This window comes from Antribacter gilvus, assembly GCF_003946865.1.
Lineage (GTDB): Bacteria > Actinomycetota > Actinomycetes > Actinomycetales > Cellulomonadaceae > Antribacter > Antribacter gilvus.
Map to the genome: position 1 here is coordinate 42,220 of NZ_QXTH01000010.1, position 19,040 is coordinate 61,259.

At 71.7% G+C, this 19,040-nt stretch carries 20 protein-coding genes; 8 read left to right on the forward strand and 12 right to left on the reverse strand.

What is annotated here, in order from left to right:
- The gene (locus D1350_RS17265) at positions 1–762 is read left to right on the forward strand and encodes an AraC family transcriptional regulator (protein WP_125777283.1); all 762 of its coding nucleotides are present in this window, start codon (positions 1–3) and stop codon (positions 760–762) included.
- A gap of 94 nt (positions 763–856) precedes the next feature.
- Positions 857–1,765, forward strand: coding sequence for a sterol desaturase family protein (locus D1350_RS17270; RefSeq protein WP_125777284.1), 909 nt, complete (start codon positions 857–859; stop codon positions 1,763–1,765).
- 51 nt (positions 1,766–1,816) lie between these two features.
- Here D1350_RS17270 and D1350_RS17275 read toward each other — a convergent pair whose 3' ends face one another.
- From D1350_RS17275 to D1350_RS17290, 4 genes are all read right to left on the reverse strand, one after another.
- Positions 1,817–2,425, reverse strand: coding sequence for a cadmium resistance transporter (locus tag D1350_RS17275; protein WP_125777285.1), 609 nt, complete (start codon positions 2,423–2,425; stop codon positions 1,817–1,819).
- Positions 2,419–2,790, reverse strand: coding sequence for an ArsR/SmtB family transcription factor (locus D1350_RS17280; RefSeq protein ID WP_125777286.1), 372 nt, complete (start codon positions 2,788–2,790; stop codon positions 2,419–2,421). The genes D1350_RS17275 and D1350_RS17280 overlap by 7 nt, the downstream gene beginning before the upstream one ends.
- Positions 2,791–3,014: 224 nt before the next feature.
- Positions 3,015–5,288 (reverse strand): tyrosine-type recombinase/integrase, encoded by a 2,274-nt coding sequence (locus tag D1350_RS17285; RefSeq protein WP_164545208.1) that lies wholly within the window; start codon positions 5,286–5,288, stop codon positions 3,015–3,017.
- Positions 5,289–5,347: 59 nt separating this feature from the next.
- A complete protein-coding gene (locus D1350_RS17290; protein WP_125777288.1) occupies positions 5,348–6,586 on the reverse strand; it encodes a tyrosine-type recombinase/integrase in 1,239 nt (412 codons plus the stop codon).
- A gap of 2 nt (positions 6,587–6,588) precedes the next feature.
- Between D1350_RS17290 and D1350_RS17295 the strand changes: the two genes are divergently transcribed.
- On the forward strand, positions 6,589–7,662 hold the full coding sequence (locus D1350_RS17295; protein ID WP_125777289.1) for a class I SAM-dependent methyltransferase: 1,074 nt from the start codon (positions 6,589–6,591) through the stop codon (positions 7,660–7,662).
- Between the two features lie 21 nt (positions 7,663–7,683).
- The gene (locus D1350_RS17300; RefSeq protein ID WP_125777290.1) at positions 7,684–8,688 is read left to right on the forward strand and encodes a hypothetical protein; all 1,005 of its coding nucleotides are present in this window, start codon (positions 7,684–7,686) and stop codon (positions 8,686–8,688) included.
- Between the two features lie 37 nt (positions 8,689–8,725).
- On the opposite strand, the gene D1350_RS17305 is transcribed toward D1350_RS17300, so the two are convergent.
- Positions 8,726–9,361, reverse strand: coding sequence for a transcriptional regulator (locus D1350_RS17305; protein ID WP_125777291.1), 636 nt, complete (start codon positions 9,359–9,361; stop codon positions 8,726–8,728).
- Entirely contained in the window at positions 9,358–9,750 is a 393-nt protein-coding gene (locus D1350_RS17310; RefSeq protein ID WP_125777292.1) for a DNA-binding protein, read from the reverse strand. Before D1350_RS17310 ends, D1350_RS17305 begins: the two co-directional genes overlap by 4 nt.
- A 56-nt stretch (positions 9,751–9,806) precedes the next feature.
- Here D1350_RS17310 and D1350_RS17315 point away from each other — a divergent pair, with 56 nt between their 5' ends.
- Positions 9,807–10,985, forward strand: a complete 1,179-nt coding sequence (locus D1350_RS17315; RefSeq protein WP_125777293.1) for a PEP/pyruvate-binding domain-containing protein — start codon at positions 9,807–9,809, stop codon at positions 10,983–10,985.
- Positions 10,986–10,995: 10 nt separating this feature from the next.
- Positions 10,996–11,598, forward strand: a complete 603-nt coding sequence (locus D1350_RS17320) for a histidine phosphatase family protein (protein ID WP_125777294.1) — start codon at positions 10,996–10,998, stop codon at positions 11,596–11,598.
- Positions 11,599–11,611: 13 nt separating this feature from the next.
- Here the strand turns inward: D1350_RS17320 and D1350_RS17325 are convergent, their stop codons facing one another.
- Positions 11,612–12,235 carry a HEAT repeat domain-containing protein gene (locus D1350_RS17325; protein WP_206074586.1) on the reverse strand — a complete coding sequence of 208 codons (624 nt, stop codon included), beginning with the start codon at positions 12,233–12,235 and terminating at the stop codon, positions 11,612–11,614.
- Positions 12,236–12,503: 268 nt separating this feature from the next.
- Here D1350_RS17325 and D1350_RS17330 point away from each other — a divergent pair, with 268 nt between their 5' ends.
- A complete protein-coding gene (locus D1350_RS17330) occupies positions 12,504–13,034 on the forward strand; it encodes an NUDIX domain-containing protein (RefSeq protein WP_125777295.1) in 531 nt (176 codons plus the stop codon).
- Positions 13,031–13,834, forward strand: coding sequence for a hypothetical protein (locus tag D1350_RS17335; protein ID WP_125777296.1), 804 nt, complete (start codon positions 13,031–13,033; stop codon positions 13,832–13,834). Before D1350_RS17330 ends, D1350_RS17335 begins: the two co-directional genes overlap by 4 nt.
- A 22-nt stretch (positions 13,835–13,856) precedes the next feature.
- Here D1350_RS17335 and D1350_RS17340 read toward each other — a convergent pair whose 3' ends face one another.
- From D1350_RS17340 to D1350_RS17360, 5 genes are all read right to left on the reverse strand, one after another.
- Positions 13,857–16,673: a tetratricopeptide repeat protein gene (locus D1350_RS17340; protein WP_125777297.1), complete on the reverse strand. Its 2,817-nt coding sequence runs from the start codon at positions 16,671–16,673 to the stop codon at positions 13,857–13,859.
- A gap of 96 nt (positions 16,674–16,769) precedes the next feature.
- Positions 16,770–17,480 (reverse strand): hypothetical protein, encoded by a 711-nt coding sequence (locus tag D1350_RS17345; RefSeq protein WP_125777298.1) that lies wholly within the window; start codon positions 17,478–17,480, stop codon positions 16,770–16,772.
- Positions 17,477–17,869: a PadR family transcriptional regulator gene (locus tag D1350_RS17350; RefSeq protein WP_420807818.1), complete on the reverse strand. Its 393-nt coding sequence runs from the start codon at positions 17,867–17,869 to the stop codon at positions 17,477–17,479. The genes D1350_RS17345 and D1350_RS17350 overlap by 4 nt, the downstream gene beginning before the upstream one ends.
- A 42-nt stretch (positions 17,870–17,911) precedes the next feature.
- Positions 17,912–18,295 (reverse strand): ACT domain-containing protein, encoded by a 384-nt coding sequence (locus D1350_RS17355; protein ID WP_125777300.1) that lies wholly within the window; start codon positions 18,293–18,295, stop codon positions 17,912–17,914.
- 78 nt (positions 18,296–18,373) lie between these two features.
- Positions 18,374–19,006: a dihydrofolate reductase family protein gene (locus tag D1350_RS17360; RefSeq protein ID WP_125777301.1), complete on the reverse strand. Its 633-nt coding sequence runs from the start codon at positions 19,004–19,006 to the stop codon at positions 18,374–18,376.
- Positions 19,007–19,040: the final 34 nt, after the last annotated feature.

Here is a 19,040-nt window from a genome sequence, read left to right on the forward strand (position 1 = left end):
ATGTGGCAGGGAACCGTGGTGCTGCGACCCGGCCGCCTGATCTACGCCGGTCGGCTGGGTGTCGCCCATTCGCACCGGCATGCCGCGGTCCAGCTGGTGCTCGCCACCACCGAGCCGGTGCGGCTGCGCGACGAGTCCGGCGCCGAATGCCAGGGTCACGCGGCCGTCATCCCGTCCGGCGCAGTGCACGAGATGGCCGGCGGCTGCGCGGGGCTGATCGCGTGGATCGACGCCGACGGGCTGCTCGGCCAGGCACTGACCAGGCGGGTGCGGTGCACAGGTCTGCCACTCGACTCCGTCATCGCGTGGGCCGCGGCGGCGCAGCCGCTGCTCGACGACGACATCCGGGCCGCAGCCCTGGCCGGGGGCACCCCGAGCACAGTGATCGACCAGGTCCTGGGCACGCTCGCCGATGCAAGCCCGCTCGCCGAGAAGCCGCTGCACCCGGCGCTGCAGCGAGCAGTCGCCCTGCTGCCGACGCTGCTCGACGACTCGGTCCACCTGGGGCAGCTCGCTGGGGCGGCCGGAATCTCGGCCAGCCGGCTCGGGCACCTGTTCAGCGACGAGCTCGGCCTGCCGTTTCGGGCACATGTACGGTGGGCGCGCCTACAACGGGCGATCGACCATGCCCGGCGCGGCGTCACGCTCACCGAGGCCGCTCACGCCGCCGGGTTCGCGGACAGCGCGCACCTGACCCGCGTCTGCCACGAGATGTTCGGTCTGCCCCCGTCGCTCCTGGCTCGCGCCGTGGACTGGCACTGAACGACGCCCCAGAACGACGCCATGGAAACGCTGCCACGAGGGTTAGCGAGTTTGTTCAAGCCGCGGCGGATGGTCGGGCTGCAGGCTCATGGGCATGCGCACACTCGTCCGGTACGGCTACGTGCCCTTCATGCTCCTGGCCATCAACGGCGCCGGTATCACCATCGCCGCCTCAGGTGGCTCCAAGCTCTGGCTGCTCGGTCTGTTGCTGCTCGCCATCGCCAGCTCGTTCCTCGCCGAGCGCGTCCTGCCCTACCGGGAGGAATGGAACACACCGCACGACGACGACCACCGCGACACCGCCCACGCCACGGTGAACGAGACCCTCACCCTCGCCAGTCTCATCGTGGTGCCGGTCCTGACCGCGCTGACCCCGTTCGACGGACTGTGGCCGCACGAGTGGCCGTTCGTGCTGCAGGTGCTCGCCGCGATCCTGGTCGCCGACCTCGGAATTACGTTGGTCCACCTGGCCAGCCACAAGATCCCCGTGCTGTGGCGGCTGCACGCGGTGCACCACAGCGTCAAGCGCGCCTACGGGTTCAACGGCCTGATGAAGCACCCGCTCCACCAGACCCTGGAGACCGCCGTGGGCTTCGCGCCCCTCATCCTGCTCGGCCTGCCCACCCCCGTCGCCTTCGCCCTCGCGCTCTGCGCCGCCGTCCAGCTCCTCCTGCAGCACTCCAACGTGGACTACCGGGTCGGACCACTACGCACCGTGCTCGCGCTCAACCAGGCCCACCGGTTCCACCACCTCAAGTGGGCCGGTATCGGCGACGTCAACTTCGGACTGTTCACCCTGATCTGGGACCACCTGCTCGGCACCTACTCCTACGACCCAGAGCGCCGGTTCACCAGCGACGACCTCGGCATGGCCGCCAAACCCAACTACCCCAACGACTACCTCGCCCAGCTCGCGGAACCGTTCCGGGCGAGCGGTGCCTGCACAGACGAACCACAACCGGAAGGCGTAACCCAGCGCCAGCCCGACTCAGCAACGCATTGAGCAGCCTGCCCGGTCACGACGATCTCGTGACCGGGCGGGCCGGTGCTGCGGTTACAGCAGTGAGGCGATGTGGGCCAGGGTGCCGGACTCGATCAGGATGAAGACACCGAGGCCGATGAAGACCAGCGGCACGAGCCAGTGCTCGACCTTTTCCAGTGCTTCGGTGACGGTCTCGTTGGTGCCGATCGCCCGGGCGAGCAGGCACCACAGCGCGAGCAGCACGAGGAACACCACGATCGTGACCAGCGCGTCGGTGGTGGACATGGTGCGGAACACCGGGGTGTAGATCGCGATGTTGTCGCCGCCGTTGGCGATCGTGATCCCGGCGACGCCGAGCAGCCCGACGGCCTTGAGCGCGGACTCGGCCTCATCGTCATCGTCGGACCCGCGCAGGGTGCGCACCAGGCCGAGGACACCGATCGCGAGCGGGATCAGGCCGAGCAGGCCGACCCATTCGTCGGGCACGATCGTCAGGCCGAGCGCGGCGAGGAAGCTGACCGCGATCAGGGTGCTGAGGCCGAGGTACTGCCCGGCGACGATCTGCCATCCCCGCAGCCGTCCACCGCGCGCGGCGACGGCGAACAGGACGGTGAGGATCACGATGTCGTCGAGGTTGGTTGCGACGAACAACCCGGCTGCTGCCGCGATCGTGGTCAGCATGCCGAGTCCTGCCCGTCCACGCCGTAGGTCGGGCACAGGGCCACGACGCTACCGGTCGCCGCCAGCAGCGTCTCGGCCGCTGTGAGCAGGTCCAGCAGCTCGGGCCGGGCCAGGGAGTAGTACACCCGCCGGCCCTCCATGCGCCCGACGACCAGCCCGCAGTCCCGCAGGCACGCCACGTGCGCGGACACGGTCGACTGCGCCAGCCCCAGGTCACGAGTCAGCTCTGCGACCCGCGCCTCACCAGACGCGAGCCGTCGCGCGATCGCCAGCCGCGCGGGATCGCCCAGCGACCGGAACAACGCGACCGCCGGCTCGATGTCCGCCGTGCTCGCCGCACGCACCTCAGTTTCTATGATCGTCATACCGCGATGATACCCGGCCTTCGGCGATCATCAAGCCACCGTTGCTCTCCTGCTCGACTCCCACGACGATGGACCGGACACCTGACCGTGGGCGCGTGGCTCCACCCGCTAGGTTCGTGACCTCACGGACCGGGTCACGCGTGCGCTCGTGGAACCCATCACATAGCCCCCGCGGGTGCCAGCCCGGTACTGGGCTCGAAACTGCAGCCGACCTGCATGGCTATTCAGTCCAGCGCGTCAGACCCCGCTTCGTCGTTGTCGGCTTGCTGCAGCTGCCTTTCGGCCTGGCGTTTCTTGTCGGCGATGTGCCGCAGGTTCTCTTCGAGCGCGGAGACCTCGCCGAGCCATTGCAGGCGGTGGGCTTCCTCGAGGCGTTCGTGGGTATTGCGTTCGATCTGGAGCAGGCGTGGCATCTGGGCGGGGGCCATGCGGAGCATGGGGCAGCGGACGCAGGCGTGTTCGTGTTGGCAGGGGGTTCCGTAGGGGCGTTCGCAGGTGCCGAGTGCGACTTTGCGGAGGCTGAAGTGGTCGCGAAACTCGTTCCATTCGGCGTCGCTGGGTTCGCGGTATTCCTCGCTCGGGCGGCGCCCGCGGCGTTCGTCGATGAAGGCTCGGTAGCGGTTGATGACTTCTTCGGGGTAGACCGCGACGTAGCCCTGGGTGGTGTTCAGGTCCAGGTGGCCCAGTAGCTTCGCGGCGATGTGGATGGGCAGGCCGCCGTTGACGACCTCGGTGGAGAACACGCGGCGGAAGTCGTGCGGGGTGAACCGCAGTGGTGTTCCATCGACGTCGCGCAGGTCGGCGCGCCCGGCCACCTTGCGCAGCAGCGTGCGGATGCGTTCGGTTGAGATGACCTGGCGCTGGTAGTTGACGACGTGCTGGAACAGGTGCGGCAGGGGCGGGCCGAAGATCTGTTCGTGCTCGTCGAAACGCTGGACCAGAGGGACGCGTCCCGCCTCGTCCTTGACCCGGCGGATGATCTTCGCCAGCACGGAGACGAGGTCGGGGTCGGCGGGGATGACGCGTTCGGCGTCGGTCTTGGACGGGCTGATCTGCAGCAGGGGCACCATCTCGCCGGTGGGCGCCTGGTACTGGCGCAGTCCCACGTGCGTCAGCTCCAGGAGCTCCTCGACCCGGACGCCCGTGCGGCGCAGGACCTCGATCGTGGCCCAGGTCCAGAACGCGTCGGTATCGCGTTGTGCGACGTCGAACCGGGGGCCGGGATCGTCGAGGGCAAGGGCGTTGATCTTCCAGGTGGTCTTGGTGCGCTGGTAGCGGCGCCCATCGACAGTGACCTCGGCCAACGGTTCAGTGTGCTGCATCGCGGCCAGAAGTCTGCCAGTGTGCTCGAGCTCAGCCTGGGCGGTGGCGACCAGTCGTGGCAGGACCGGGACCAGGGTTCGGGTGCGGGCCTGCATGCGTGCCTTCAGGAGGCGGAGTTCCTTGATCTTGCCGCGGGTATCGGCCTCGGTGATCGGGCTCGGAGCGGCCCACTGGGCCCAGCGGGCTGGGTCTTCCAGAGCCCACTGCTGCAGGTCGAGGTAGAAAGCGCGCACCACGAGGAGGATGAGGTGGGTGCCCTTGCGCGGGCTGCCGTCGGGCAGGACCCGCAAGCGTTCCTTCCATCCCTGGATGGCCTGGTCGGACAGTCGTAGGGAGTTGATCCCGGGGTGGTGGCGTTCCAGGTCGCACCAGAACAGGTCGGCCAGGAGTTGGACCTGGCTGCTCAGGGTGCTGTAGTCCAGGACCGTCGAGCGTTCCACGAGGTAGTGCACGAGCAAGTCACGGATCCCGGAGTCGACGATCGGGTAGCGGTCCACCAGCTCGGCAACCGTGAGCTGCCCGCGGGCGATGGCCTGCCGCAGGGTCGGGGGCTGACCGACGAGTCCGCCGATCGCCTGCAGCGCCTCGTAGGCCAGGGGCAGCCCGATACTGGGACGCCCCGAAGCGGCTCGCGCGGCTCGGTAGGTGTTGAAGTCGGCCGTATCGATGTCTCGCGGCGACTTGCCGGTGACGATCGCGATGTGCGTCAGCACGGTCAGCGCGTAGGTGGCATAGCTGCCCGTGTCCGCGCGAGCGGTGTGAGGCTCGATCGCAGCGAAGACGGCGGCGTGGTTGTGCTGGCGGAACTGGGCGTAGACCCCGAGCAGGCGGCTGGCGAAGAACCACGCGTAGGTGGGCCGGATCGCGCGCAGCACGATCAGCATCCTGATGCCTGAGGTCAGCGAGTGTCGATGCTTGGGTGGGACGTCCGGGAGCCACCGGTGACCGACCTGGTCGGAACCGCTGTGTAGCCACCGCTCCTGCCAGTCCTCACCGTCGTAGGTCTCCAGCCAGTCCAGGGCACGACTGAACGCAAGGACGTGCTCCGCACGTTGCCGGGAGGTGGGCCGGCGGTCCAGCAATCCCTCGGCCAGGCGAACCAGCTCCTGCCGCGTTGCCCCCTCCTGACCCGGCAGCGCTGGGGCGTAGGCGGGAACGGCCGGGGCGGTGAGCACGCCGGGCTCCCGTCGGCTGACCGGTGTCACGCGGGTCGTTTGCCCGTGCCGCCCGACCATCAGTGCTCCCCGAACACGTCGGAGAGATCCTGCTCGTCATAGGTCCAGCCGGCGAGTGGGCGCGGTTCGGGTCGGGGGCGGGTGTAGTGCTCATGGACCCGGGCGATCACCTCGTCGATGCGAGGTCGCAGGTAGCGGCCTGTGGTCGTGATCTGCCGGTGCCGCAAGACCTGCTGGACGTCGACGAGGGTGACCTGTGGATCGGCGATCAGTCGGAGCCCGAGGGTGTGTCGCAGGTCGTGCAGCGTGACGTTCGCGCCGATCGACTCGTTGATGCGCCGCAGCACCGCGCGTACCGCGGTGTAGGACAGCGGCCTGAGCGGGTTACGTCGGGTCCACCACAGTGGCTCGTCCGGTTCGGGCCGGTGCCCCTCGCCCGCGAGCTCGCCGAGGTAGAGAGCGAGCCACGTGAACGCCTCCGGCGCCGCCGGGCACGCCTGCTTGATCCCACCCAGGCCCTTGGTCGCCACGTAGATACGCCCCTCGCCCGGGTGAGCATCCCCGACCGTCATACCCAGCAGCTCCGAAGCCCTCGCCCCACTGGACAAGTACATGCTGAACAGGGCCCTGTCCCTGTTGCAGCTGAGCCGAGCGAACAGGTCGTCCAGCACATCGTCGGGCACTGCACGCGGCGGCAGGTCCGGTCGCTTCTGCCGGTAGCTGCCCCGCTTGTGCAACGCGATCGGATCCATCGGGTTGTGATGGGAGTGGACACGCCCGCCACGACGCGACTGCGTCGGGACCGGCGAGACGATCGGCCCCCTGCCGGTCCGGACGTGGAAGGCGTAGAACGCCGCGACGACCGACAACGCATGATTGATCGTGGCCGGCGCGTATCCCGCGGACAGTGACGGCTTGCCGGTCCGAGCGTTGACCGCGCCCGGCGCCGGCGCGTCAGGCCGGGACCGTGCTCTCGCGGGGTTGACGCTCGTGCGCAGCCACAGCACGAAGTCACGGACCTCTACGCGTTGAGCCCGGTTCCACGGCACGTCTACTGTGGCCAGGAACCGGAACCAGCGCAGCAGGTCGTATGCGTACGAGCGGCACGACGACGTCCCGTTCCCGCACGCCAACAGCTCGCGCAGGAACTCGCTGACCGGCTCGATCACCACGCCCGCGCCGTCGAGCACGACCCACGGCAGATCCGCCACGCGGGTCGGCCGGACTGCGCCGGTCCGCGCCACGACGAGCCCTACGACGGAACGAACGCCGCCCTCACCATCTACGTCCAGTGCCATCGATGCCGCTCCTCGAGATCGGGCCAGAGGGCATCAGCGTCAGCGTCACCATCACGCGTTGCCGGGACGACACGCCAGTAGTGCGGTCAACAAGACACGCGGCGAACCTCGCCCAGGCCCGGGTCGAGCCCGGGCACCGCGTCCTGGAGATCGGGTCGGGCGGGCCGCTGGCCTCGATGCTCGCGCACCTCGTGGGCCCGGACGGCCAGGTCGTCACCGTCGACATCGACGACGGCGTGACCGCCCGCGTCCGTGCCGGGCTCGAGCGCCTCGGCCTGACCGACCGGGTCGAGGTCGTCACCGCCGACGCCGCGCACCATCTCGGGCGCGGGACGTTCGACCGCATCATGGTCACCGTCTCCCCCTGGGCCATCCCGCGGTCCTGGCTGGAGCAGCTCGCGCCCGACGGCGTCCTGGTGGTCCCGCTGCGCGTCGCGCCCGGCATGCAGCGGGTCATCGGGTTCCGCCACGAGAACGGCCACCTGGTGTCCGAGTCGGTGGTGGGCGGCGGTTTCGTGTTCCTCCAGGGCGTGGACCAGTTCGACCCGCCCTCGGTGGACCTGACCGGCCCGTCCGGCCATCGCGTGACGTTCCGCTTCTCCGGCCAGGTCCCGGAAGACTTCGCGGTGTCCGACGACGTCCTGGCCTCCACCGCGGTCGACGCCTGGTCGGGCGCGGCCTACGCGTCCGGGGAGCTGTGGCTCGACCTGCTCACCTGGACGCTGGTGCAGCCGGGAGGGTGCGCCATGGAGGTCGTGGTCCCGACGGACCGCGGCGCCGTGGACTCGTTCTACCCGGCGCTCGTGGACGGCTCGTCGTTCGCGTCCGTCGCCCACCGCTCCCTGCCGGACGGGACCCTGGAGATCGGCGCGGTCGGCAAGGGCCCGGAAGCCGCCCGGCTCACGGCACGGCTCGCCGAGTCGCTCCGGGTCTACGACACCGAGCACCGCGGCGTCGAGCCGCTGTTCCAGTGGTGGCCGGCGGACCACCCGCCGTCGGACCTCGCGCCGGGCGTGACCGTCCTGCCGCGCCCCCACGGCACCCTCACGATCACCTGGCTACCGGCGGGCCGGTAGCGGATTCGATACCTTGCCCCCATGAGCCCGAGCGACCCGTTGGCCGGGCTGGACGACGTCGGCTGGCGGTGGCTGTCCCACGCGTACGGGTCGGCGGCCGACGTCCCTGGCCTGCTCCGGGACCTGCAGTCGCGGGAACCCGAGGTCCGCGAGCGTTCCTTGAGCGTCCTGTCCAACGCCGTCGTCCATCAAGGCAGTCGTTGCTCGGCATCGGCACCGACCGCCCGGTTCGTCGTCGAGCTGGTCCTCTCCGGCGAGAACGATGAACGCGCCGGGCTGGTCGGGTTCCTCGTCCACCTCGCCATCGGCCTGGACTACGAGCTGCTGCCCGACGGCGTCCCGATCGCCCGGTGGCGCGCGGACGCGGCCACGCTCAATGCCGATCTGCCGTCGATCCTGGAGCACCACCGCCGGTGGGCCGAGCAGGACGACATCAGCCAGGAGGAGCGTGAGCTGTGGGAGCGCAACCCGTATGCCGGGCTGCGCGGGAGCCCGGACGACATCGCCGTCTACGACGTCGTCCAGGACGCGCTGCCCCGGCTCGTCCCGTTGCTCGACGCCGAGGACGCGGCTGTGCGCGGCCGGACCGCCTACCTCGTCGGCTGGTTCCCGGAGTCGGCACCCACCACCGCCGCGCACGTCGTGCGGATGCTCGAGCGAGAGACCGATCAGGACGCCGTGGCCCAAGCCCTGATCACCCTCTCGCTCGTCGCGCCGCCCGAGCAGGTCGCCGAGCACGCCGACCGCCACCTGCGCTCCGCCATGCCCCGCGCGCGGTGGGGCGCGGCGAACGCCTTGGCCCGCTGCGCCGTGCTGGCCGGCGCGCCTCCGCACCAGACCGTCGTCGACGAGCTGTTCGAGTGGACCGGGCACCCGGAGGTCCCTGAGCTGCTCGTCCACTACGGCGACGTGGCGATGCACGCCGCCACCAGCCTCCGGACGATCGCCCGGTGGCTCAGCCCTGACGAGCTCGCCCGCCTGCCCGGGCTCCCCCGGTTCGTCGACGACCCGTGGGCCTCGGGCTGATGATCCGAGGCGGAGGCTCGCCCGTCCGTGGGGCCCGTCAGACCTCCGCACCCCGGTCGATCCCCAGGGTCGCGACCAGGTCCTCGTGGAGCTCGAACCAGACGCGGTGACAGGAGTCGACGTCGGTCCGGTCGACCCAGCCGTGCTCCCCTGCCTGCGCGCGCCGCAGTGCCGCGGTAAAGCGCCGGTCGTACCCGCGGAAGCGCGCGAGGACACCCTCGAGCCGGCTCGCGAGCGGGACCAGACCCTGGCTCACGGCGGTGAGCTCGTCGAGGACGGCGGCGTCCCAGGCGGCGTCCCCGTGGTCGTTGGCCGCGAGCGGGTCGCCGGGGCCCGGCCGGAGCTGCCAGTCGGTGCAGGCCCGCTGCAGGCGGGCGTTCAGCGGGAGGAACGCCCGGTAGACCTCGCCGGCCTCCGCCCGGACGCCGGCCCGGTCCAGCTCCGCCGCCAGCTCACGCTCGTTCTCGGCCCTGCCCGAGGCGGTCAGGGACCAGCCCCCGAGCCCGCCGAAGGACGTGTACGTCACCCAGCCCCGCGCCTCGCCGTCGAGCATCAGGGACGCCGTCTCGTCCGGGTCGAGACCGTACCGCTGGGCGACGGCCACCGGCTCGCCGAACCCGAGGACGCGCACCGCGTGCAGCACGAGGAGCCCGGCCGACGACAGGCGGGTCACGCGTCGCCACCCTTCCGTCCGGTCAGGCGGTCGAAACGCTGCTGGCAGGCCTGCGGCGAGCCGTAGCCCATCGCGTCGGCGATCTGCACCCAGGTCAGACCTGCCCCGCGGGCGGTGAACAGCAGCCCCGCCTCGAGGCCCTCGACCTCTTCGCGGGCGGCGGGCAGGAGGGCCAGCGCACTGAGCAGGTCGTCCGGCTCGAGGTCCGTGGAGCGCCAGAGTGCGAAGTGCGCGAGGTCCACGGCCGACGGCGGGGCCGATCCCGGCCGCCAGGGCCGAGGCTCGAGCCCGTCGGCGCCGAGGCCCAGGAGGTGCTTCTGCGCGTCCTGCTCGCGCGCCGCCCGGGCCTGATCTGCGTGCGCTGCGTCCCGTGAATGCTTGCGTGCCATGGTCCGACCCTGCAGAATCAACACGACGTTGTCAATGTTTTGTTGAGAGGTGCGGGATGCTCGTCGGACTCCGGGACGCCACGGTGACCACCAGCGGCGGCAAGGCGGCCACGCTCGGCACGCTGCTGCGCGCGGGCGTACCGGTCCCCGACGGGTTCGTGATCCCCTTCGACGCGTACCGGGAGGTCCACGCGCTGGGCGACGACCGGCCCGGCGACCGGCCCGGCGTCGCGCTCGCCGGGCTGCCCGAGCCGCTCGGCGACGCCCTCGCTCGCGGGCTCCGGCGGCTCGGCGACATCCCGGTCGCGGTACGGTCGTCAGCGTCCGACGAGGACGCCGCGAGCGCCTCCACGGCCGGTCAGTACGAGAGCGTGCTGGGCGTGATCGGCCGGGACCAGGTGGCCCGCGCGGTCCGGCAGGTCTGGGCCTCGCTCGGCTCGGCGCGCGCGACGGCGTACCGCGGGGCCCTGGCGGGCACGCCGGCGATGGCGGTCCTGGTCCAGCCGCTGATCGACGCCGACGCCTCCGGGGTCATGTTCACGCCGTCGGCCGACGACGGCGCGACCGTGATCGAGTCGGCCTGGGGGCTGGGGCCGAGCGTGGTGGGCGGCACGGTCACCCCTGACACCTGTCGTGTCGGCCGCGACGGCTCCGTCACGATCGTCGTCGCGGACAAGCGCACCTTCGTCGGCCGCGACGGACCGCGGCCCGTCCCCGCCGCCGACCGCGAGCGCCCGTCACTGGGCGTCACGACCGCGGTCCAGCTCGCGCGCCTGGGCGAGCAGGTCGCGGAGGTGCTCGGCGGGCAGCAGGACGTCGAGTGGGCGGTCGCGGGCGGCCGGGCTTGGATCCTCCAGGCCCGTCCGGTGACGGCGGGCATCCCGCCGGCGCCCGACGACGTCCGGTTCGCCCCGCCCGGTGCGCTCACCGGGACGCCCGGCAGCGCGGGGTGGGCGTCGGGTCCCGCGCGGGTGGTGCGCGGGCCCGCGGACTTCCCCCGGGTGCGCCCGGGGGACGTGCTGGTCTGCCTGTTCACCGACCCTGCGTGGACGCCGCTGCTGCGGGTCGCGGCGGCGGTGGTCACCCAGACCGGGGGCATGCTCTCCCATGCGGCGATCGTCGCTCGTGAGCGCCGCATCCCCGCCGTCCTCGGCGTCCCGGACGTCACCACGAGGATCCACGACGGCGACCGCGTGACCGTCGACGGCGCCACCGGCGTCGTCACCCTGACCTGAGAGGACCATCATGGGGATCCGCCATCTCTACGTCGCCCGCCACGGCGAGGCCGACGCGTTCGGCGAGCTGACCGACGTCGGGCGACGGCAGGCGGACCTGCTCGGCGTGCGCCTCGCCGCTGTCCCTGTGGGCGTCGTCCGGCACTCGCCGCTCCCTCGTGCCTCCGCCACCGCACACGAGATCGCCCGCCACCTGCCGCCGGGCACGCCGGTCGCGGAGGCGGCCGAGCTGGTCGACCACGTCCCCTACATCCCCGGACCGGAGGAGGTCCCGGCGCCCTGGGCCGGGTTCTTCGACGGCTACGAGGCCGCGGAGGTTGCGGCCGGCCGTCGCACGGCCGACCAGCTGACCGCCCGCTTCCTCGACGCGCCCCCGCCGGACGACGACACGCACGAGGTGCTGGTCACGCACGGTTTCCAGATCGCCTGGATGGTGCGGCATGCCCTCGGCGCGCCGCCCATCCGCTGGCTGGGTCTGGACAGCGGCAACACCGCGCTGACCATGATCGAGCAGCGCCCGGGGCTCCCGCCCGGCGTCGTCATGTTCAACGACATGAGCCACCTGCCGACCGAGCTGCGCTGGACCGGGTTCCCGGGCGCGCGGCGGCCGTGAGCCTCGGTTCGGCTCACAGGTTGAGCTCGGGGTGCTTCTCCTCGATGGCTCGCATCGCCCTGCGCACCGCGCCGAGGAACGCCTTGTCCGTCTTCAGGACGCCCCGCACGACCGCCCAGGTGCCGCCCTTCTTGAGGAGTGGCGCGTACGCGCGCACGTCGCCGATCTTCCCGAGCGACTCGGCCGCGGCTTGCCTCACCTCGGACTCGGCGTCGTCGAGAGCCCTGATGAGCAGGTCGATCGTGCCGGCGTCCCTCGCGTCCGACAGGCAGAGCGCACCGATCGCCCGGACGCTCGGGTCCTTGTCCTCGGTCAGGAGCCGGCGCGCGTGCGGCAGCGCGCGGTCCGGCTCGATCCTGGACAGGGCCATGATGGCGAAGGTCCGGTCGATGGGGTTCTCGGTGCGGAGGACCCGTTCGATCGGCTCCCATGCCCGGATGAGCCGCTGCTCGCCGGCCGCGAACACCGCGCCGTTGCGCGCGCCGCTGTCCAGCATCGGGTCGGACAGCGCTCGGAGCAGCACCGCCTCGACCCGAGGGTCTGTCACGTGGGCGAGCTGGTGGAGCGCGTCACCGCGTCGCCTCGCGTAGGGGTCTGCGGCGATGGTGAGCAGGTCGTCGATCTCCCGCGTCGGCATGGGGTCATGCTGGCAGCGGGGCGAACCGCGCACAAGGGTGATCATCGCTTGCCCGGCGCACCCATTGCAGCCCGAAATCGGTTGACGGGCGACGGCGATTCCGACCGCACCCCGTCGAGCGGGTCTTGTGCCGCGGGGTATCCGATCGGTAGGTTTGCGCCGAACATCCGCTTCTAGGCGGATACGACGGCGCACCTCTGTCCGTGCTCCGTAGCGATCCACCGTCTCGCGACGCGAGCCGCCTTCCCGAGGTCTAGCGTGGAGATTCGTGAAGCTCCTCGAACGTGACGAGTACTACGCGACGCTCCCGCGGAAGCGGATTGCGGCCGGTGTCCTGTTGCGCGACGACGCCGACCGCGTCGTGCTCGTCGAGCCGACGTACAAGCCCACCTGGGAGATACCTGGCGGGGTCGTCGAGTCGGAGGAGCCGCCATGGGCGGCCGCGCGGCGCGAGCTGACCGAGGAGCTGCGCATCAAGCGCGGTGACATGCGCGTCCTTGTCATCGACCACGTCCCCCAGGCCAAGGACGGCCGTCCCGAGGGACTGGTCTGGATCTTCGACGGCGGCCTGCTCAGCACGTCCGAGATGCGTGCGGTCACTCGCCGCGAGGCCGACGACGAGGTCAGGGGCGCAGGCCTCTTCCCGATCGCTACAGCCAAGGACAGGACCTCGGCCGGCCTGGGACGTCGTCTCGAGGTGGCGCTGACCGCGGCCCTCAGCAACTCGGGTCCCGTCCTCTGCAACCACGGGTACCGGACCACCGAGACCATTCGAGAACCCGCAGGAGTAGCTCCTTGACCCTTCTTGCCGCAACACGCGCAGGCGACTCCGACAACAATCAGGACAGGTTCGTGGTGGGCGACGGGTTCGCCCTCGTGCTGGACGGCGCGACCTCCGTGGCTATGGACCGGTCTCACGACCCGGGGTGGTACGCCGAACGTCTGGGCAAGGAGATCGCGTCCCGCCTCCCCGAAGGGGTGTCGCTGCCCGACACCGTGGCGGCGGCGATCACGGCGGTGCGCGACACCTACGGCCTCGTGGCCAGGACAAGTCCGACCAGCACGGTCGCGATCGCCCGCTGGTCGACGCAGACCATCGAGACCTTCGTCCTGTGCGACAGCAGCGTGACCCTTCTCCATGACGACGGCACCGAGAAGGTCCACACCGACCTCGAGGTGGGAACGGCGATCGCCCGCCATCGGGAGCTGTACCGCTCCCGTCTCGCCACAGGCCACGGCTTCGACGACGGGCACCGCGCCCTGCTCGTCGAGCTGCAGGAGGAGCAGGCGCGCCGGCGGAACCGCCCGGGAGGCTACTGGGTCGCCGGCATCGAGCCGGAAGCCGCGTACCACGGCCACGTCGGCACCACGCACCGCGCGGGCGTCACGGCGCTGGTCCTGGCGACCGACGGGGTCGAGCTGGACCGGCACCCCCGTGCCTCGACGTGGCGCGACGTCTACGACGAGGCCCTGGAGCACGGCCCGGCACACGTGCTCGACGCCGTTCACGACGCCGAGGCGACCGACCCGGACGGCGTGCGCTGGGCTCGCGCCAAGCGCCACGACGACAAGACTCTCGTGATCGTCCGTCTCGCCTGACAGCGGGCGACGTCCCACCCGCTCAGCCGTCGCCGTCCAGCGAGATCCGCTCCTCCCTCAGCGCACGCGCCTCGTCCTCCCGGTCGGACCCGAGGAGCTCCGCCGCACAGCTGTCGAGCGCGGCCCGGTAGGCCGTGAGGAACTGGATGGCCCGCGCGCCGCGGGCATGGCAGTGGCGAAACAGGTTGAGAGCCTCGCGGTAGCGGTCGAGCGCCTCCTCGGTACGCCCCAGCCGGACGAGCGCCGAGGCGGCGACCGACTCCGACCAGGCCAGGTTCGGTTGGTACCGGGTGGGATTTCCTGTGGCCGCCGGCCGGTAGAGGCCGATCGCCTCACCGAGGAACGTCAGGGCCTCCTCGGCGCGGCCGAGCCGCTCGTACGCGACACCCAGGTTCGTGAGCGAGCGGGCAAGGCCGGTCTGATGACGGACCGGGTTCTGCGCCGCCAGGTGCCGCCACAGCACCAGCGCCTCCTCGTGCGCGGGCAGCGCGGCCCCCAAACGGCCGAGGAGCACGCACGCCGTACCGAGGTCACCCAGCGTCAGGGCGAGGTCCGGCTCGTAGCGTGTAGGACTCTCCGTCGTGACACGCCGCCAGACGTCCAACGCCTCGGCAAAAATGGTGTGAGCGCCGTCGACGTCCTCCAGGTCCAGGAGGCAACGCCCGATCGAGCTGAGCGACCGGGCGAGCGCGGGCTCGTGGCGCGCAGGGTTCCGCGCCGCGAGACTCCGACGGGTTCGTAGGGCCTCACGGTGGTGGTCGAGCGCCTGCCGCGGCCTTCCGAGGTCCCGGTGCGACACGCCCAGCGTGTACAGGGACTTGGCATAGGCCGGCGCGCGGCGCCGGTCCGCGTCGGCATGATGCCGCCAGAGCTCGACGGCCTCGCGGCGCACGGTGAGGGCATCGTCGTGGCGTCCGAGCACCGCGTACGAGTCGCCGAGGTTGTTGAGCGCCTGCGCGAGGCCCGGACCGTGCCGCTCCCGGTTCTGGGCGGCGAGCCGCCGGAAGACGCCGAGGGCCTGCTCGCGCGCCTCGAGCGCTTCGTTGTAGTGGCCCAGGGTGTAGTACCAGTTGCCCAGGACGTGCTGGGCGTGCGCTGCCTGGTGCCCCGGCGCGAGCCGCCCGTAGAACGGCACCGACTCCACCAGCTTCTTCGCCACATGAAGCCCCGGCTCGTGGAGGGCACGCGGCGGATCAGGCCACGGCAGCACCTCGTGCACCTCGTTCACGAGGTCCCACCGCGCTGGGATCCGGTCGATGAGCTCGAGGGCGAGCCGGGCGACGTCGCTCGCGTGCCGCACGTCGAGCGGCCCCGGCCCGCCCGGGGAACGCGGTCCGGCGGCCGTATCACGCGACGGGTCACCGGCGGCACGTGAGAGGACGATCATCGCCTGGACCGACTGCCGGTCGTCGAGGCCGCCGAGGAGCGCGTCTCGCCGTTCGTCGCTGACCCGCTCCCGCGCGTCGGCCGGCACGTCGGTGGCGGCCAGGGTGGACACCACGAGGTGCTCGGCGAGCCGGTCCGGGTGGAGCGACCCCAGCCACCCCGGGTCGCCGACGAACGCATCGGACTCGCTCGGCGCGGTGTGCGGCGGGTATTGCCCGCGGAGCCAGCGAGCGACCCGCACCGGGTCCAACCGCTCCTCGTGCGGAAAGAGGGCCGAGACCCGGCGCACGAGCGCCTCGGCCTCCGCCGGGTCGGACGCCCCCAGGAGGCACGTGGCCGCGACGAGGGTCCGCAGGATCTCGTCGGCGGCGGGGATCCTCGCCTCCTTCGCCGACCACGTCCAGTGCCCGGCCTCGTGGCGCAGCAGCTCGTCGAAGACGGCGTGCACGGTCGTCTCGAGGTGCGCCGGGCCGCCGTCGGCCCGTAGCACCGCCACGAGCGCGATCGAGAGGAGGTCGAGCATCCGCCCGCCGGGCACCACGCCCGGGAGCTGCACGCGCGGGACGGGCCGTCCGAGGTGGGCCGCGAAGCCGCGCACCGCGATGTCGACGATCGCCTGCTGCTCGGCGAGCAGGCCCCCGGCGACCTCGCCGGGCACCACGCGGGCCTGGAGCTCGAGGACCGGGAACGCGCCGACGACGGCACCGACGTCGGGCAGCTGGCACAGCTCCTTCCACCATCGGCCGCCCTGCCGGGCGAGGAGCAGGATCCGCACGGTCCCGTGGTCGCGGTGGGCCTGCCGCACGAGCTCGGCGATCGCGTCGTCACGGTTCTCCGCGTAGTCCACGATGAAGAGGACAGGAACGTCCCCGTGGACCCGCCGCAGCACGCCCAGCGCCTCGGCCTCAGCGCCTGAACGCAGGTTCCGGCACTCCCAGCCGGCGGTCTCCGTCCGGGTCTGCAGCTCCTGCGCGAGACGCGTCTTGCCGATGCCGCCCGGACCGGTCACGAGACGGACCCGCAGCGAAGCCCGCTCCCGCTCCTGGGCTCCGGTGCACCACCGCACCAGGTCGTCGAGCTCGTGCTCCCGGCCGAGAAATCCGACCACCTGGTACCCGCCCTCGCGGACGGGTGCCAGGAGCCGGCCCGGAGCCTCGTCGTCGCGCATCGCCCGGACGCCGAGACCCAGGGAGGCCAGCCGGTCGGCCTCCTCGCGGCCCGCGTCGTCACGCAGGCGCTCGCGCTCGGCGATCCATCGTTCGACGAGCGGGGCGCCGAGCACTCCCGCGAGCACGCCCAGGACCAGGAGGGCCTCCTTGACCCCGGACGGCACCGAGTCCGGCAGGATCGCCGCGGCGACGAGCACCACGACCGTGAGCGCGGAGGCGATCCCGTACGCCCAGAGCCGCCGGTCGCCGCCGCGGGAGCCTCGTCCAGTACGCCGCTCGGTCACGGCGGCCACGGTAGCCGAAACAGACATTTCGGCCCGGTAGGCTCGCCCGCTAACGCCGGGCTCCCCCGATCGCCTTCGCCGGCCGGGACCCGGCGGTCAGCCGTCCACCCGGCCGGACGGCGATCCGTCCTCGACGGCGTCGAACGGCGTGGTGACGGGATCGGCGAGCCGTCGAAGGTGCCGCACCCAGAGGATGCCGCCGCCGAGCAGCAACGCCAGCCCGGCGACGAGCGCCGGAACAGCCGGTGCGGTGAGGACCTCGCTCCGGAAGAGCCCGTCCGGGAGGACTGCTGCCACGGCCGCGACGACGCCGGTGGGGACCGCAACAGCGAGGACGAACAGGAAGACCGCGGCGACCGGATGCTCGACGAGCCAGCGGAGGAACCGATCGGCCAGGTGCCCCGCCAGCAGGACAAGGCCGAACACGACGAGCACACCGAGAAGAGCGCCCACCGTCACGGTCATGGGCTCGCCGCGCACAACACCGAACGCCGCCGTCACGACCCACGAGAACAGCAGGATCTCTCCGAACACCAGCAGCATGGTGCGCACCGAGAATCCCGACTGCTCTGGATCCGCCGACAGACCGAGGCTGCGGGCGTACTCCTTGGCGTCGCCGAACGCCTCCGGGGCACTCTCGCCGCTCTCGGCCAGGTGCGACTCGACCTCGGCGACGGCAGCGCCGATACGCCGGCCCGATACACCCAGCAGCCGGAGCTCCAGGAGGAAGTTCTCGTCCCACGTCCTGACCCCCTCGGGGGTGAGACCGGTCACGGCCGCTACTCGGGGGATGCTCTCGTCGCTCATCTGCTGGCCTCCTGGTCGTTCGGTCCGACGGGTTCGTCGGCCGGCCCCGCCTCGGACTCCCCGAGGATGAATGCCGTGGTGATGCCGGCGAACGCCGACCACTCGCGCCGACGTTGCTCGAGGGCCGCCCGGCCCTCGGACGTCAGCTCGTAGTACTTGCGCCCCGGGCCACCAGCACCCGGCTGCCACTGCACCGCCACCCATCCCGCGTCCTCGAACCGGCGCAGCAGCGGGTAGAGGGTGCCTCCCTTGATGGTGCCCAGGCCCGCCTCGGACAGTCGCGTAGCCACCGCGTAGCCGTACGTGGGGCCGTCGGCGAGCGCCCGCAGGACGCAGACCTCGAGCACGCCACGCAGCCAGTCGGCAGGCCAAGCCGCTTCGTGTTCCACAACTAGATTGTGGAACATACTAGATTGCCTGTCAATCTACTCCTAACGCCGGGCTCCCCCGATCGCCTTCGCGTCCACCGGATGGCCCGCCTCGCGCAGCACGTCGACGGCAAGCTCGAGCCGGTCCTCGGGGACCAGGACGAGGTCGGCATGGAACGTCGAGGACACGAGCGCCTCGATCCCCGCCTCGGCGAGCGGCCCGACGACCGACGCCAGCACGCCGGCCACCCGCGCGCGGTGCGGGTCGCCGTAGAGGCCGGCCCAGCGTTCGCCGTCGGGCGCGAAGGGCGACGCGTGCCGCAGGATCGTCAGGCCCTCCGGGGCGCGCACCAGCGCGACCCACTCGTCGTCCTCGGGGAAGACCGACCCGGCCTGGTGCTCCAGGACGAACCTGTCGGGCAGGACCTTCAATGACAGCTCAGACATGCGCGGAGCCTACGGCCGGCCACTGACGCTGCCGCGGCGGCGCTGCGGGACCGGCCGACCCCGCGGAGGACCGCCCGGTCACACCCCGCGGTCCGGCGCGGCCATGTCCCCCGTCCGGGGCGTGCCCTCGGCGAGCCCGTAGCGCAGGAACACGGTGCCCTTCGGACTGGCGACGGGCGGCTCGAGGAGCGTGATGTTCGTGGGCACGGCGCCGTCCTCGAACACCTTCTTGCCCACGCCGAGCACGATCGGGTGCACCCAGAGGTCGAGGCGGTCGAACAGCCTCTCGCGCAGGAGGGTCTGCACCAGGTCCAGGCTCCCGACGACCCGGATGCTCTCGTGCCGGTCGCGGATCTCCCGCACGGCGGCGGGGAGGTCCGGGCCGAGCTGGGTGGACCCCTCCCAGGAGAGGTCGGGCGTGCCACGCGAGGCGACGTACTTGGGGATGCGGTTGAAGAGCGTGGCGAACTCGTTGTCCTGCCCGCCCTCCTGGTGGGGCCAGTAGGACGCGAAGATGTCGTACGTCCGCCGGCCGAGGAGGAGGGCGTCCGTGCCCTCGTACGCGGCGTCGATCTGGGCACCGGCTACGTCGTCGAGCAGCGGAGCCTGCCAGCCGCCGAAGGGGAAGCCCTCGGGGTCCTCGTCGGGCCCGCCGGGCGCCTGTCCCACGAGGTCGAGGGTCGTGAACATCTCGATCTGGATGATTCCCATCATTGCTCCCTGAAGAGTCCGGCTCGGTCAGGAG